Source organism: Bacillus sp. T-10(2022) (genome assembly GCF_056502895.1).
Map to the genome: position 1 here is coordinate 15,001 of NZ_CP113518.1, position 15,000 is coordinate 30,000.

Consider the following 15,000-nt stretch of genomic DNA (forward strand, 5'->3'; position numbering starts at 1 on the left):
GAAAGGTGTAACGATCTGGGCACTGTCTCAACGAGAGACTCGGTGAAATTATAGTACCTGTGAAGATGCAGGTTACCCGCGACAGGACGGAAAGACCCCGTGGAGCTTTACTGCAGCCTGATATTGAATTTTGGTACAGCTTGTACAGGATAGGTAGGAGCCTGAGAAGCCGGAGCGCCAGCTTCGGTGGAGGCGTTGGTGGGATACTACCCTGGCTGTATTGAAATTCTAACCCGCGCCCCTTATCGGGGTGGGAGACAGTGTCAGGTGGGCAGTTTGACTGGGGCGGTCGCCTCCTAAAGAGTAACGGAGGCGCCCAAAGGTTCCCTCAGAATGGTTGGAAATCATTCGTAGAGTGTAAAGGCACAAGGGAGCTTGACTGCGAGACCTACAAGTCGAGCAGGGACGAAAGTCGGGCTTAGTGATCCGGTGGTTCCGCATGGAAGGGCCATCGCTCAACGGATAAAAGCTACCCCGGGGATAACAGGCTTATCTCCCCCAAGAGTCCACATCGACGGGGAGGTTTGGCACCTCGATGTCGGCTCATCGCATCCTGGGGCTGTAGTCGGTCCCAAGGGTTGGGCTGTTCGCCCATTAAAGCGGTACGCGAGCTGGGTTCAGAACGTCGTGAGACAGTTCGGTCCCTATCCGTCGCGGGCGCAGGAAATTTGAGAGGAGCTGTCCTTAGTACGAGAGGACCGGGATGGACGCACCGCTGGTGTACCAGTTGTCTTGCCAAAGGCATAGCTGGGTAGCTACGTGCGGACGGGATAAGTGCTGAAAGCATCTAAGCATGAAGCCCCCCTTAAGATGAGATTTCCCATGGCGCAAGCTAGTAAGATCCCTGAAAGATGATCAGGTTGATAGGTCAGAGGTGGAAGCGTGGCGACATGTGGAGCTGACTGATACTAATAGATCGAGGACTTAACCAACGCTTTTTAAAAAATGAAATACCTTCTTATTATCTAGTTTTGAAGGAACAATGTTCCTCATATGTTTGGTGGCGATAGCGAAGAGGTCACACCCGTTCCCATTCCGAACACGGCAGTTAAGCTCTTCAGCGCCGATGGTAGTTGGGGGTTTCCCCCTGTGAGAGTAGGACGCCGCCAAGCCATTTATTAAGATCAGCCATTCGGCTGGTCTTTTTTCTTCGTTTCTAACCAGATCAATTCACCAAATTGAATCAAAGGTGGAACCTTCCGGACTTGATCCATTCAAATATTAAGAATGGCACCTTAGCTTGGCTTATTTTAAGGAATTGAACAATGCAGGGGTAATCATCATTAGGCATGGTTTTCAACAGTTCTGCCCACCATTCTGTTTCATAACGAGCTATTATGCTAAGGTTATAAGAAATCAAATAATGGATCAAAAGTTCAGGTAATGAAAAAGCTGACGAATCTTTATTAAGTGATAGCATGAACTGTCCTTCTGCTAAATTATACCGTATTGGGGAAGTTGCATTATGATTAGGGACGCCATCTGTTTTTAAATGCAGTGTCCCAGTAGCTTCTGAAATACTGTAAACTTGATTCGTTTTTGCTTTCAAAAATTCTTCCAACCGACTGCTGGACATTTGATAGCTATCCAATACCGCTGAAGGTAATTGAAAGCCATTCGAAGACGGTAACATGTCGACGAAATTTTTCCTTGAAACCGACCATGTATATTTTTGCATGTCTGGGATTTCCTTCATTAATGTTCCCATGGAAAACTTTTCACCTTCCAGATGCTTGATATGGAATAACTTCTCGGCAATGCAGGTGAAAAGTCCATTCTTTTGCGTTTTCACTTCGTCCTTTAAAAATTCATATTGTTGTTTTTTCTTTTTTCTCGTTGTTACCCCATGGGCAAGCATAGAAGTTGATTCCGGATAGTTAGGATCAATCGTGAGCAGACAAGCCTTTAACAATTGAGCGAATCCATAAAATGTAAGTATTGGTTGTATGGAAAGTGGTGCAATGGCAGCCTGATTATAATAAGTTTTAGCGTGTTCAAGATGGTAAATAAATGGATAACAATTATCGTAACTTTTTATTTCCGCTTCTGCTATTTTTTCGTGCGTGTAACATTTTTGCAAAAAAAGTTGTGAGGAAGATGCGGAAAAAAAAGGTGTATATTTATCGAAATTATCATTGTTTTCAGGCATTGCAGCTATCCTCCGAATTAATAGAATAATCAAACTTTTATTTCTCTTCTTGACAGTAGTATGTCCTATTGATAACCTACAAATAATATTTTTAAGCAGGAGGGGAAAATAATGTGGGAAAATAAATTTGCAAAAGAAGGTTTAACCTTTGATGATGTCCTATTAATTCCAGCGAAATCAGAGGTTTTGCCGAAAGATGTTAACCTTCAAGTCAACTTAGCTGAAAACTTAAGGCTCAACCTTCCTATCATCAGCGCAGGAATGGATACCGTTACAGAAGCTGAGATGGCAATTGCCATGGCCCGTCAAGGCGGATTGGGTATCATTCATAAAAATATGTCCATTGAAGCACAAGCTGAACTGGTGGATAAAGTAAAACGTTCAGAAAGCGGTGTAATTACCGATCCATTTTTCTTAACGCCGGATCACCAAGTATTCGATGCAGAGCATTTAATGGGTAAATATCGCATTTCAGGTGTTCCTGTAGTCAACAATATAGAGGATCAAAAACTTGTGGGTATCATTACAAACCGTGATTTGCGATTTATTTCCGATTTTTCCTTGAAGATTTCCAGTGTCATGACTGTAGAGAATCTGGTCACAGCGCCAGTGGGAACTAACTTGGAACAAGCAGAGAAGATCCTTCAAAAATACAAAATTGAAAAGCTTCCCCTTGTGGACGATAATGGAGTCCTTAAAGGACTTATTACGATCAAGGATATCGAGAAAGTCATCGAGTTCCCGAATTCGGCGAAAGATAAGCAAGGAAGATTACTTGCAGGTGCTGCAGTCGGCGTGACCAAGGATACAATGAAGCGTGTCGAAATGCTGGTTAAATCCCATGTCGATGCAATTGTACTTGATACTGCTCACGGTCATTCAGAAGGCGTCCTTGAAATGGTTAAGGAAATCCGCGCGACATATCCTGAATTGACGATCATTGCCGGTAATGTGGCAACAGCTGAAGGTACGAAAGCATTGATTGAAGCGGGAGCTGATGTAGTGAAAGTGGGAATCGGACCAGGGTCAATCTGTACGACAAGGGTTGTAGCTGGTGTAGGTGTTCCGCAAATCACGGCAGTCTTCGATTGTGCGACAGAAGCAAGAAAACATGGTAAAACGATTATCGCTGATGGCGGAATCAAATACTCTGGTGATATCGTTAAAGCCCTGGCTGCAGGCGGACATGCAGTAATGCTTGGCAGTATGCTTGCCGGTGTAACTGAAAGCCCTGGCGAAACGGAAATTTTCCAAGGCCGCCGTTTTAAAGTGTATCGGGGTATGGGCTCTGTTGCTGCTATGGAAAAGGGATCTAAGGACCGTTACTTCCAAGAAGATAACAAGAAATTCGTACCAGAAGGCATCGAAGGGCGCCTTCCATATAAAGGACCTCTATCAGATACCATTTTCCAGCTGATTGGCGGCATTCGTTCAGGTATGGGATATTGCGGTACAGCCACATTGGAAGAGTTGAGGGAAAACTCTCAATTTGTCAAAATGACTGGTGCTGGATTAAGGGAAAGCCATCCTCATGATGTCCAAATTACAAAAGAAGCACCGAACTACTCAATGTAATGAATTTAACATATAATCGTCATTAAAATTTATTGTTAAAATAGACAGAGTCTGCGATTACTCTGTCTATTTTTTTTATTTTTTCTGTGATAAACTAGACAAGGTGTCAAGGAAATTACATAAAGTTTCTTCTTTGTTATAGAGATTAGCTTAAAAGTTGGAGGTATTGGAAATTGAAAAAAATCAGCAAGATGACCCTCATTTTCACTTTTGTTTTTGTTCTTGTTATGTCGCAATTTGCCTATCAACCGGGGGAAGCTGTTGCTGAATCTGATAATTTGGGTTTAAAAGCAGAGGCAGCCATCATCATTGATGGTGAAACAGGACAAATCGTGTATGAAAAAAATGCCGATAAAGTATTAGGGATTGCATCCATGTCTAAAATGATGACAGAGTACATCATAATGGAGTCAATTGAAAATGGGAAAATCAGTTGGGATCAAAAAGTTAAAATAAATAAATACGTACATGATCTTTCAAAAGCACCCAATTTGTCGAATGTTGGGTTAACGGAAGGTGAAGATTATACAGTTAAGGAACTATATCAAGCTATGGCCGTCTATTCCGGAAATGCGGCAACAGTAGCTTTAGCACAGCTAGTTTCCGGAAGTGAAAAGAGCTTCGTTAAGTTAATGAACGAAAAAGCGAAGGAATTAGGCTTGAAAAACCATAAATTCGTTAATGCCAGCGGCTTGAATAACGGTGATTTATTAGGGCAGTTTCCTTCAGGTGATGAAGATGATGAAAATATCATGACAGCAAAAGATACTGCACTTCTTGCGTATCGTTTAATAAATGATTATCCGGAAGTGTTGAAAATCGCCAGCATCCCTAAATTGAAATTCCGTGATGGAAAAGAATATCCGAACTTCAACTGGATGCTGCCTGGCCTGATATTTGAATATAAAGGCGTAGATGGACTAAAAACGGGATCTACTGACTTTGCCGGATATGGACACACAGGGACGGTTATCCAGGACGGTCAGCGCTATATCACGGTGGTCATGAAGTCCACTAATAAAAACGAACGTTTTGCGGATAGCACTAAGCTTATGAACTATGCTTATGCAACCTTTAAAAAGGAAAAAGTCCTTCCTGCCAACTACCAGGTGAAAGGGAAAGAAACACTTTCAGTAGTGAAAGGCAAGGAAAAAAACGTTAAGATTCAATCTGAAAAAGCGATCGAGCTACTTGTTGAAAATGGTGAGAAAGACAACTATAAAACAGATTTAGTGATCGATAAAAACAAATTGAATGATGATGGTAAGCTGACTGCACCAATCAAAAAAGGTGAAAAGCTAGGTTACATCACAGTCACTCCTAAAAAAGGAGAAGATTACGGGTACATCAACGGAGATCAGGTTAAGGTTAACGTCGTAGCTGCTGAATCTGTTGAAAAGGCAAACTGGTTCGTACTATCAATGCGAGCGGTTGGCGGATTCTTTGGTGACGTATGGAGCAGTGTAGCTTCCACTGTTAAAGGCTGGTTTTAAGTTTCACGTATAAAACGGTTGCGTAATGTATAAAATTATAGTACATTATGGAAAACAATCTGATTATATAAGAAAGCAATGACAGGAAATAGTAACAAGTATTTCTTTCTATAGAGAGCCGATGGCTGGTGGAAATCGGTGTAAGAGTTTTGTGAATCCCTCCTGGAGCAGAGTATGGAAAGCCTTTTGGGTCAGTAAGTACTTTCGGTTAAAAGCCGTTATCGTGATAAGTGGTAGGCGTTTTTTAATAGGCCTTCAACTAGGGTGGCAACGCGGGTTAACTCTCGTCCCTTCTTCAGGGGACGGGAGTTTTTTGCGTTCTTTGATAAAACATCAAAATATTAAGGAGGAACTGAAAATGTTGGATTTGAAATATGTAAGAAATAATTTTGAAGAAGTGAAGCGTGTATTGCAATTTAGAGGAGAAGATTTGACCGATTTAGGTAAATTCGAGGAACTTGATGTAAAGCGTCGGAATTTGATTGCTGATACGGAAAAGTTGAAAAGCCAAAGAAATGAAGTTTCACAGCAAGTGGCCATATTGAAACGGGAAAAAAAAGATGCAGATCAGCTGATTGCCCAAATGCGTGAAGTTGGTGACCGTATCAAAGGATTCGATGATGAACTTCGTGAAGTGGAAGCCCAGTTAGAAACATTACTTCTTTCCATTCCGAACATTCCGCATGAAAGTGTGCCTGTTGGTGAGACGGAAGACGATAATGTCGAAATCCGTAAATGGGGAGAGTTACCGGAATTCAAGTTTGAACCGAAACCACACTGGGATGTAGCCGGAGATCTAGGCATCCTGGATTTTGAACGGGCAGCAAAAGTGACCGGAAGCCGATTTGTATTTTATAGGGGTCTTGGTGCTCGATTAGAACGTGCATTAATTAGCTTTATGTTAGACCTTCATGTTGAGGAACATGGATATGAAGAAATGCTGCCACCATATATGGTTAACCGTGCAAGCATGACTGGCACAGGTCAATTGCCAAAATTCGAAGAGGATGCTTTCCGTATTGAAAGTGATGATTACTTCTTGATTCCTACAGCTGAAGTCCCGGTGACAAACTTCCATCGTGATGAAATCATGAGCATGGACGATCTGCCGATAAGCTATGCGGCATACAGCGCTTCTTTCCGTTCAGAGGCAGGATCTGCAGGTCGTGATACCCGCGGGTTAATTCGTCAGCACCAGTTCAATAAAGTTGAACTAGTGAAATTCGTGAAGCCGGAAGATTCTTATGCAGAATTGGAAAATCTCACGGGTCATGCGGAGAAGGTCCTTCAATTGCTAGGACTTCCATACCGAGTGCTGAGCATGTGTACGGGAGATCTTGGCTTCACTGCTGCTAAAAAGTATGATATCGAGGTTTGGATCCCGAGTTATGGAACGTATCGCGAAATTTCTTCTTGCAGTAACTTTGAAGCATTCCAGGCTAGACGGGCCAATATTCGCTTCAGACGTGATGCAAAAAGCAAACCGGAACACGTCCATACTCTAAATGGATCAGGTTTGGCAATCGGCCGTACAGTCGCTGCCCTTTTGGAAAATTACCAGCAGGAAGATGGCAGTGTTATCATTCCTGAAGTATTACGTCCATATATGCGCGGTGCGGAAGTCATTAAACCGTAAGTCAAAAGGAATCAGCTTCTGATTAAGGAGGCTGATTCCCCTTTTTATCAAAGTTTGAAAATTATTTTAAAAAAACTTTATAGAGTGCTTGACTTTAATTTTAATTCCATGTAATATAATAAATGTTGATACGGAGGTATACCCAAGTCCGGCTGAAGGGATCGGTCTTGAAAACCGACAGGGGAGTCAAATCCCGCGGGGGTTCGAATCCCTCTACCTCCTCCATAACTTATTAATAACCACAGCGCATAAATTGGATATCGATGAATTCCGTTGCAAATATGTAACGGAATTTTTGTTTTCTAATATATTAAAAAACCACCGGATAACCGGTGGTTTTTCTTTTTATACATTTCGCAGCAACTTGGTTTGCTCCATATATTCGGCAATCCGTTTTATAAGAGGTTCGATGCTTGCTTCATCCTGCATAAGGTCATATTCGTTTATATTTAATCGTAGGACAGGGCAGGCGTTGAATTGATCAATCCATTCCTCGTAACGGCCGTGCATTTCCTGCCAATATTCAATTGGGGTATGCTGTTCCATTGGACGGCCGCGTTCTTGGATCCGGTCGAGGATATCATCAAGCGAACCTTCGAGATAGATTAGTAAATCAGGGTGCGGGAAGTATGGCGTCATTACCATGGCATTGAAAAGGCTTGTATACGTTTCGTAGTCCACATCATTCATCGTGCCTTTTTCATAATGCATTTTTGCAAATATCCCTGTGTCTTCATAAATGGAACGGTCTTGGATAAAACCACCGCCATATTCGAAGATTTTTTTTTGCTCTTTAAAACGTTCAGCGAGGAAATAGATTTGCAGGTGGAAACTCCAGCGATTAAAATCATCGTAAAACTTATCCAGGTAGGGGTTCGTATCAACCTTTTCAAAGGATGTCCTGAATTGAAGGGCATCGGCTAACGCATTGGTCATGGTCGATTTTCCTACGCCAACCGTCCCTGCTATCGTGATGACGGCGTTGTTTGGAATATTATATTTCTTTCGTAAGTTCATTTGACTTTACTCCTTTGTGCAGGGCATTCTCTATTTGGCTGATTATCGTTTTCAAATCATCCTTGTTCCCGACAAAATCCAGCTCATCTCCGTTGAATGTAAGAACAGGTATGTCAGGGTGCTGTTTCTCAAATGTTTCCATGAATGTTCGATAATCCGCGGATAACTGCTCTAAATAAATGGAGGATATATTTTTTTCGAATTCACGACCTCTTTTACCGATTCGGGAAAGAAGAGTATCAAGACTTGCGTTTAAATAAATCACCATATTAGGTTTAGGCATATCCCGTGTTAAAATATTGAATATTTCAAGGTATTTATTGTATTGTCCGTTCTTTAACGTTCGTTCAGCAAATATCAAGTTCTTGAATATATGGTAATCAGCCACCACGGCTTGGTCATTAGTAAGATACTTTTTATCGATATCTTCCAATTGTTTATAACGGTTACACAGAAAAAACATTTCTGTTTGAAAGCTCCACTCATCAATATCTTTATAGAATTTCCCGAGAAATGGATTTTCATCAACAATTTCCTTCAATAATGAAATTTGAAAATGATCTGCGATAACTTTTGCAAGTGATGTTTTTCCCACGCCGATTGGACCTTCGACAGTGATAAATGGGGTGGATTTCATCCAATCTGTCCTCCTTCAATGAGGTATCAAGCTGAAATTCCCGGTTATTAGGTTTTTCGCCAAGAGATATTGTATCACAGACTTGGGACTTTAGTGACATTTTTGTCAGGTTGATAAAGAAAGAGAATGAAAGAGTGTTATCGGGGGATGTATGTAGGTTAGTGCCCTTGTTCAATTGAATGCTTAAATGTCTTCACCTTCTTTTATGGACGCCTTGAGAACATGGTTCATCATCTTTAATGCGTAATGATTATCTTCCTTTGATGCAGAAGCGATGCAATCCTTCGGAATCCATAATTTATATTCCCGCATATAGGCATCATTGGCCGTGAATAGGACGCAGATGTTGCCAGCTATTCCAGTAATGATCAGGGTTTCCACGTTTAATCGTTTAAGCAGTGTATTGAGTGCCGTCCCATAAAATGCGGAATGCTTCGGCTTGATGAGAAAGAATTCATCCTGTTGAGGTTTTATTCTTTCGATTAATGAGGCATTCCCTTCATTTTTACATCTAGCAATAATTTTATCGAAGTCAGCCTGCCATAAATCATAATGATCGTTGATATAAATGATTGGAAAACCCTTTTCTTTCATTTGCTTTTTTAATTTCAAAATCGGATCGACGATAAGCTTCGTATGTGCAAGTAGCATATTCCCGTATTTGAAGTCAAAATCATTGATCATATCAATGATAAGCAATGCAAAAGAAGGCGTTTCAGGTCGATTCATGGTATATCCTCCTGTAATGTGAGAATTTACTTGCAGCACGTATGCCGCATGCGTTACTATTCATTAGAACAAGTAGTATGACCTTTATTTTGTCTTATATTTGTCTGTTTACTCCTACTTAATATAAGGGGGTTTTTTTATGAAGGATGATGTTTATTACATGAATTTAGCCTTAAAGGAAGCGGAAAAGGCGCAGATGTTGAATGAAGTGCCGATTGGCGCTTTAATCGTAATAGATGATCAAGTTATTTCGACGGGGCATAACCTGAGGGAAACGGAACAGAATGCGACGGCACATGCGGAGCTGCTTGCGATCAATGAGGCTTGCCGTGCTACTGGCAGTTGGCGTCTTGAAGATGCGACATTATATGTAACGCTGGAGCCCTGTCCCATGTGTGCTGGTGCCATCTTGCAATCAAGGGTAAAAAGGGTTGTTTTTGGAGCCCATGACCCAAAGGCTGGCTGTGCAGGGACATTCATGGATTTACTCCAAGATGAACGCTTCAACCATCAATGTGATGTAACAAGCGGTGTATTAGGGGAAGAGTGCGGCTGGATATTGACTTCATTTTTTAAAGAACTTAGGGATAGAAAGAAAAGGTTGAAAAGAGAGCAAGCACTCAAAATTGCCGAGGAAAATAAATAGGTGAAAACGAATGTTGAAGATGAGGCTTTGCTTCATTTGATAAATTTGGAATCAAACTGTCCATGAACAACACTTGCGTTTTTTTTGTTACCTTAGTATAATGAATTATGCGTCGACATGACGCTTTGAATTTGGTATTACTTTTGCCGTGCTAGACGGGGAGGTAGCGGTGCCCTGTACTCGCAATCCGCTCTAGCGAGGTTGAATCCCTTCTCGAGGTTAGCATTCTGTAGGGCCTGCCTTAAGTAAGTGGTGTTGACGCCCGGGTCCTGCGCAATGGGACTCCATGAACCATGTCAGGTCCGGAAGGAAGCAGCATTAAGTGGAAGTTCTCATGTGCCGCAGGGTTGCCTGGGCCGAGCTAACTGCTTAAGTAACGCTTATGGTTGCTAATCGACAGAAGGTGCACGGCAGTTATTTTACATAAACAAAAAACTCATTCGTATCGGGTGGGTTTTTTTTTATGCCAAGAAGGTAAAGCGCTTGGCATTTTTGAAAAAAATGAGACAATGATAGAATTTCTTTTTAGACTTTGATATTAAGGAAATCAGTAATGTATAATAAACAAGGTGGAGAAAAAAAGGAGGGATTTCCGTGGGGTATCAAGCATTATACCGGGTATGGCGGCCACAACAATTCATTGATGTAGTCGGGCAGGAACATGTAACGAAAACGTTGCAGAATGCCTTGGTCGGGCAGAAGGTTTCGCATGCCTATTTATTTTCCGGTCCGCGTGGAACAGGGAAAACAAGTGCTGCCAAAATTCTTGCAAAAGCAGTGAATTGTGAGCATGCCCCGACAAGTGAGCCCTGTAACGAATGTGCTACCTGCCGCGGAATCACCGATGGCTCCATATCAGATGTTATAGAAATTGATGCAGCATCCAATAATGGTGTCGAGGAAATCCGTGACATTCGTGATAAGGTCAAATATGCACCGAACGCGGTTACATATAAAGTTTATATCATTGATGAGGTACATATGCTATCACAGGGTGCTTTCAATGCACTTTTGAAGACATTGGAAGAACCCCCGAAGCACGTGATTTTTATATTGGCGACGACTGAACCTCATAAGATTCCACTAACGATCATTTCCCGTTGCCAAAGGTTTGATTTTAAAAGGATCCAGCCTCAAGATATAGTTGGCAGGATGTCACAGATCATCGCAGAAACAGGTGTTTCATGTGATGAACAAGCCCTGCATATCATTGCGAGGGCAGCCGAAGGCGGGATGCGGGATGCACTAAGCCTTCTTGATCAAGCGATATCCTTCAGTTCAGAGACGGTTTCTGTGGAAGATGCATTGACTGTCACCGGTTCTGTTTCGCAGGCGTTTTTAAGCCGGCTGGCAAAAGCTATATATGATAAAGAAGTAGCGGTGGCACTTGAAGTCCTTGAAGAATTGCTGGGCATGGGAAAAGACCCGGCTCGGTTCATTGAAGACATGATTTATTATTTCCGTGACATGCTTTTGTTTCAAACGGCACCGGCACTGGCAGAATCCTTCGAGCGTGTTTTGATAGATCCCCAATTTAAGGAATTGGCAGAAGTGATCTCTTCTGAATCGATTTACTCCATTATCGAAAGCTTCAATCAAACACAGCAGGATATGAAATGGACAAATCATCCAAGGATTTTCCTTGAAGTGGCACTTGTGAAGTTATGTAATGAGCAAAGGCCAAATCAAAATGATAACGGGCAGCTGTTGCAGCTGTTGCAGCTGCAGCAGAAAATAGAAGATTTAGAGAAGAAATTGATTGAAATGCAGAAAAACGGCATTCCGGCAGCCATGACAGAAAAGCCTGCAGAGCAGGCTAAGGTGCAAAGGGCCGTTAAAAAGGCATATAAAGCACCTGCAGGGAAGATCAATCAAGTTTTGAAACAAGCTACAAAGCCAGGTCTTAATGCTGTGAAAAGTAAGTGGGGGGAAGTGCTTGAGCAGTTAGGTCAGCAAAACCAAAAGTCATTGGCAGCTTTATTAACGGAGGCAGAACCTGTTGCTGCGTCAACTGAAGCTTTTGTGGTAAAATTCAAATATGATATTCATTGTCAAATGGCAATGGAAAATAACCGTTTCGTGGAAGTGATAGCCTCGATCATGCAGCAATTGACCGGACACCGAATGGAGATAGCTGGAGTTCCGGAGAGCCAGTGGCAAAGGTTGCGGGAGGACTTCATCTCAACACAGCAGTTCGACGGTCCCGAAGAAACGGAATCAAAAGAAGAAGACCCCTTTATAGCAGAGGCTAGAAAATTAGTCGGCGATGATTTACTTGAAATTAAAGAATAATTGGAGGTAAGGAAAATGGGTATGCGCGGCGGTAATATGCAGAACATGATGAAACAAATGCAAAAGATGCAAAAGAAGATGGCAGAGGCACAAGAAGAATTAGGTGAAAAAAAGATTGAAGGAACTGCTGGCGGCGGAATGGTAACGGTCATCGTGACTGGACATAAAGAAATCGTCGATGTAATCATCAAACCGGAAGTTGTCGATCCGGATGATATCGATATGCTTCAGGATTTAGTTCTGGCTGCGACTAACGATGCTTTGAAAAAGGCGGAAGAATTGACAAACCAAACGATGGGACAATTCACTAAGGGAATGAACCTTCCGGGTATGTTTTAAGCAAGTTCAAAAGAAACTTCCTTTCAGGGGGTTTCTTTTGAAATTTTTAGGAGGAATTCGATGCATTATCCAGAACCAATTTCCAAGCTCATTGACAGTTTTATGAAATTGCCGGGGATTGGTCCTAAAACGGCTGCTCGATTAGCCTTTCATGTATTAAGCATGAAGGAAGATACTGTTTTGGATTTTGCAAAGGCACTTGTTAATGCTAAGCGGAATCTTATGTATTGCTCAGTCTGTGGTCATATTACCGATCAAGATCCCTGTTATATCTGCGAAGATCAAAAGAGGGACAGAAGTTTGATTTGTGTGGTTCAGGACCCTAAAGATGTAATAGCTATGGAAAAGATGAGAGAGTTCAATGGTTTATACCATGTACTGCATGGCAGTATTTCCCCGATGGACGGAATCGGTCCGGAAGATATAAATATTCCTGATTTATTAAAGCGCCTGCAAGATGAAACAGTGCTGGAGGTCATTTTGGCTACTAATCCTAACATTGAAGGTGAAGCGACAGCCATGTATATTTCGCGGTTGCTTAGACCTTCAGGAATAAAAGTGACCCGAATTGCCCACGGACTTCCTGTTGGCGGAGATTTGGAGTATGCGGATGAAGTGACGCTATCAAAAGCAATTGAAGGAAGAAGAGAAATATAAGGTAGCTGGGAGGACTTCACTTGTTCTTTCGTAAAAAAAAGAAACTTCGGAATGAATTCAATGATTCATTAATCGAAGAGCTTGAACAGTTGAAATGGAATTGGCATAATCAAAAATCACTACTTGAAAAAAGCGTTGATCCATCTGAGGAAGTAATCGCCCAAACGAGGCTGGCGGAAGTGAAATATTTCTACCTATTCAGGGAAGTTAAAAGAAGGAATGTCCGCTTAAAAAGATGATAAGGAAATGGCTGTGAAGGATTTCGTATTCCTCATGGCCATTTTTTCAGTTCTTAATCCATCGTTCCCTTCATATAAGTGTAGTACAAGCTTGCGGGGAGGAATGAGTTTGGAACCAGTTGTCTTTGTTGCCGTAATTGGCGGCCTGATTTTAATGCTCCTTATTATCGGGGCGCCATTAAGACCCGTCCGGTTCATAGGGCAGGGGATTATAAAGATCATTATCGGTGCAGCATTTTTGTTCTTTTTGAATACACTTGGGAATCAAGCGGGCATTCATGTCCCCATCAACCCTGTTACCTCGGCAGTCGCCGGCCTGCTTGGAATACCGGGAGTTGCCGCTTTGGCAGCCATTGGTTATTGGATTATCTAAAGGAAATGCGTAGAAGTCATTCTTATGAAAACCTCATGGATATCTCCATGGGGTTTTTATCATGTTATAGTTTTTTTAAAAAAACTAATTAAACCATTGACGATAACTCTTCAACCTGATAATATATTAGGAGTCGCCAATAACGACATCATAAATTGCTCAATCAAAAAAACAATATAAAAAAGTTGTTGACATTAGATTGAGTAAGTGATAAGATAATAAAGTCGCTTACGAAGTAACGACAATAAATCGCTCTTTGAAAACTGAACAAAACAAAGCGCCAACGTTAAATTTTAAGTGAGCACACACTATCAAAAAAGCAAATGAGCAAGTCAAACATTTCTTCGGAGAGTTTGATCCTGGCTCAGGACGAACGCTGGCGGCGTGCCTAATACATGCAAGTCGAGCGAATCGATGGGAGCTTGCTCCCTGAGATTAGCGGCGGACGGGTGAGTAACACGTGGGCAACCTGCCTATAAGACTGGGATAACTTCGGGAAACCGGAGCTAATACCGGATACGTTCTTTTCTCGCATGAGAGAAGATGGAAAGACGGTTTACGCTGTCACTTATAGATGGGCCCGCGGCGCATTAGCTAGTTGGTGAGGTAATGGCTCACCAAGGCGACGATGCGTAGCCGACCTGAGAGGGTGATCGGCCACACTGGGACTGAGACACGGCCCAGACTCCTACGGGAGGCAGCAGTAGGGAATCTTCCGCAATGGACGAAAGTCTGACGGAGCAACGCCGCGTGAACGAAGAAGGCCTTCGGGTCGTAAAGTTCTGTTGTTAGGGAAGAACAAGTACCAGAGTAACTGCTGGTACCTTGACGGTACCTAACCAGAAAGCCACGGCTAACTACGTGCCAGCAGCCGCGGTAATACGTAGGTGGCAAGCGTTGTCCGGAATTATTGGGCGTAAAGCGCGCGCAGGTGGTTCCTTAAGTCTGATGTGAAAGCCCACGGCTCAACCGTGGAGGGTCATTGGAAACTGGGGAACTTGAGTGCAGAAGAGGAAAGTGGAATTCCAAGTGTAGCGGTGAAATGCGTAGAGATTTGGAGGAACACCAGTGGCGAAGGCGACTTTCTGGTCTGTAACTGACACTGAGGCGCGAAAGCGTGGGGAGCAAACAGGATTAGATACCCTGGTAGTCCACGCCGTAAACGATGAGTGCTAAGTGTTAGAGGGTTTCCGCCCTTTAGTGCTGCAGCTAACGCAT

General features: G+C 42.4%; 13 protein-coding genes, 1 tRNA gene, 3 rRNA genes, 1 other RNA gene and 1 other annotated feature (2 of these 19 cut by a window edge). Of the genes, 14 read left to right on the top strand and 4 right to left on the bottom strand.

Features of this window, described 5'->3' with window-relative positions:
* Positions 1 to 932: ribosomal RNA gene (locus tag OSJ91_RS00060) — 23S ribosomal RNA — on the top strand (it extends 2,001 nt beyond the left edge of the window).
* A gap of 64 nt (positions 933 to 996) precedes the next feature.
* Positions 997 to 1,112 (top strand): 5S ribosomal RNA (gene rrf, locus OSJ91_RS00065).
* A gap of 71 nt (positions 1,113 to 1,183) precedes the next feature.
* Here the strand turns inward: rrf and OSJ91_RS00070 are convergent.
* Positions 1,184 to 2,149 (bottom strand): YaaC family protein, encoded by a 966-nt coding sequence (locus OSJ91_RS00070; protein ID WP_350300823.1) that lies wholly within the window; start codon positions 2,147 to 2,149, stop codon positions 1,184 to 1,186.
* Positions 2,150 to 2,260: 111 nt separating this feature from the next.
* Here OSJ91_RS00070 and guaB point away from each other — a divergent pair, with 111 nt between their 5' ends.
* The 4 genes from guaB to OSJ91_RS00090 all read left to right on the top strand — a co-directional run bounded on the left by guaB (position 2,261) and on the right by OSJ91_RS00090 (position 7,078).
* A complete protein-coding gene (gene guaB, locus OSJ91_RS00075; protein ID WP_336059750.1) occupies positions 2,261 to 3,724 on the top strand; it encodes an IMP dehydrogenase in 1,464 nt (487 codons plus the stop codon).
* Between the two features lie 173 nt (positions 3,725 to 3,897).
* A complete protein-coding gene (locus OSJ91_RS00080; protein WP_485890809.1) occupies positions 3,898 to 5,217 on the top strand; it encodes a D-alanyl-D-alanine carboxypeptidase family protein in 1,320 nt (439 codons plus the stop codon).
* A 69-nt stretch (positions 5,218 to 5,286) separates the two neighbouring features.
* Positions 5,287 to 5,512: a binding site (T-box leader), on the top strand.
* A 63-nt stretch (positions 5,513 to 5,575) separates the two neighbouring features.
* Entirely contained in the window at positions 5,576 to 6,853 is a 1,278-nt protein-coding gene (gene serS, locus OSJ91_RS00085) for a serine--tRNA ligase (RefSeq protein WP_485890810.1), read from the top strand.
* A 132-nt stretch (positions 6,854 to 6,985) separates the two neighbouring features.
* Positions 6,986 to 7,078 (top strand) — tRNA-Ser (locus tag OSJ91_RS00090).
* 120 nt (positions 7,079 to 7,198) lie between these two features.
* On the opposite strand, the gene OSJ91_RS00095 is transcribed toward OSJ91_RS00090, so the two are convergent.
* The 3 genes from OSJ91_RS00095 to OSJ91_RS00105 form a co-directional block, all read right to left on the bottom strand.
* Positions 7,199 to 7,870 (bottom strand): deoxynucleoside kinase, encoded by a 672-nt coding sequence (locus OSJ91_RS00095; protein ID WP_076373259.1) that lies wholly within the window; start codon positions 7,868 to 7,870, stop codon positions 7,199 to 7,201.
* A complete protein-coding gene (locus OSJ91_RS00100; RefSeq protein ID WP_350300826.1) occupies positions 7,848 to 8,507 on the bottom strand; it encodes a deoxynucleoside kinase in 660 nt (219 codons plus the stop codon). The genes OSJ91_RS00095 and OSJ91_RS00100 overlap by 23 nt, the downstream gene beginning before the upstream one ends.
* A 183-nt stretch (positions 8,508 to 8,690) precedes the next feature.
* Positions 8,691 to 9,236, bottom strand: a complete 546-nt coding sequence (locus tag OSJ91_RS00105) for a cysteine hydrolase family protein (protein ID WP_350300827.1) — start codon at positions 9,234 to 9,236, stop codon at positions 8,691 to 8,693.
* 139 nt (positions 9,237 to 9,375) lie between these two features.
* On the opposite strand from OSJ91_RS00105, the gene tadA reads away from it, so the two are divergent.
* The 8 genes from tadA to OSJ91_RS00145 all read left to right on the top strand — a co-directional run.
* Positions 9,376 to 9,882, top strand: coding sequence for a tRNA adenosine(34) deaminase TadA (gene tadA / locus OSJ91_RS00110; protein WP_350300828.1), 507 nt, complete (start codon positions 9,376 to 9,378; stop codon positions 9,880 to 9,882).
* Positions 9,883 to 10,028: 146 nt separating this feature from the next.
* Positions 10,029 to 10,293: signal recognition particle sRNA large type (gene ffs / locus OSJ91_RS00115), an RNA gene on the top strand.
* A 183-nt stretch (positions 10,294 to 10,476) separates the two neighbouring features.
* Positions 10,477 to 12,174, top strand: a complete 1,698-nt coding sequence (dnaX, locus tag OSJ91_RS00120; protein WP_485890811.1) for a DNA polymerase III subunit gamma/tau — start codon at positions 10,477 to 10,479, stop codon at positions 12,172 to 12,174.
* A gap of 21 nt (positions 12,175 to 12,195) precedes the next feature.
* Positions 12,196 to 12,513 carry a YbaB/EbfC family nucleoid-associated protein gene (locus tag OSJ91_RS00125; RefSeq protein WP_053348895.1) on the top strand — a complete coding sequence of 106 codons (318 nt, stop codon included), beginning with the start codon at positions 12,196 to 12,198 and terminating at the stop codon, positions 12,511 to 12,513.
* Between the two features lie 60 nt (positions 12,514 to 12,573).
* Positions 12,574 to 13,170: a recombination mediator RecR gene (gene recR / locus OSJ91_RS00130; protein ID WP_034316264.1), complete on the top strand. Its 597-nt coding sequence runs from the start codon at positions 12,574 to 12,576 to the stop codon at positions 13,168 to 13,170.
* 20 nt (positions 13,171 to 13,190) lie between these two features.
* Complete coding sequence (locus tag OSJ91_RS00135; protein WP_034316261.1) at positions 13,191 to 13,409, top strand: YaaL family protein; 219 nt, start codon at positions 13,191 to 13,193, stop codon at positions 13,407 to 13,409.
* Between the two features lie 103 nt (positions 13,410 to 13,512).
* Positions 13,513 to 13,782: a pro-sigmaK processing inhibitor BofA family protein gene (locus tag OSJ91_RS00140; protein ID WP_387552124.1), complete on the top strand. Its 270-nt coding sequence runs from the start codon at positions 13,513 to 13,515 to the stop codon at positions 13,780 to 13,782.
* 341 nt (positions 13,783 to 14,123) lie between these two features.
* Positions 14,124 to 15,000 (top strand): 16S ribosomal RNA (locus OSJ91_RS00145); it runs 674 nt beyond the window's last position.

Excerpts from the sequence above, each read along its gene's own strand:
- OSJ91_RS00105 (WP_350300827.1), bottom strand. The coding sequence starts at position 9,236 with ATGAATCGACCTGAAACGCCTTCTTTTGCATTGCTTATCATTGATATG.
- guaB (WP_336059750.1), top strand. The coding sequence starts at position 2,261 with ATGTGGGAAAATAAATTTGCAAAAGAAGGTTTAACCTTTGATGATGTC.
- OSJ91_RS00070 (WP_350300823.1), bottom strand. The coding sequence starts at position 2,149 with ATGCCTGAAAACAATGATAATTTCGATAAATATACACCTTTTTTTTCC.
- OSJ91_RS00100 (WP_350300826.1), bottom strand. The coding sequence starts at position 8,507 with ATGAAATCCACCCCATTTATCACTGTCGAAGGTCCAATCGGCGTGGGA.
- OSJ91_RS00140 (WP_387552124.1), top strand. The coding sequence starts at position 13,513 with ATGAGTTTGGAACCAGTTGTCTTTGTTGCCGTAATTGGCGGCCTGATT.
- tadA (WP_350300828.1), top strand. The coding sequence starts at position 9,376 with ATGAAGGATGATGTTTATTACATGAATTTAGCCTTAAAGGAAGCGGAA.
- OSJ91_RS00125 (WP_053348895.1), top strand. The coding sequence starts at position 12,196 with ATGCGCGGCGGTAATATGCAGAACATGATGAAACAAATGCAAAAGATG.
- serS (WP_485890810.1), top strand. The coding sequence starts at position 5,576 with ATGTTGGATTTGAAATATGTAAGAAATAATTTTGAAGAAGTGAAGCGT.
- OSJ91_RS00095 (WP_076373259.1), bottom strand. The coding sequence starts at position 7,870 with ATGAACTTACGAAAGAAATATAATATTCCAAACAACGCCGTCATCACG.
- recR (WP_034316264.1), top strand. The coding sequence starts at position 12,574 with ATGCATTATCCAGAACCAATTTCCAAGCTCATTGACAGTTTTATGAAA.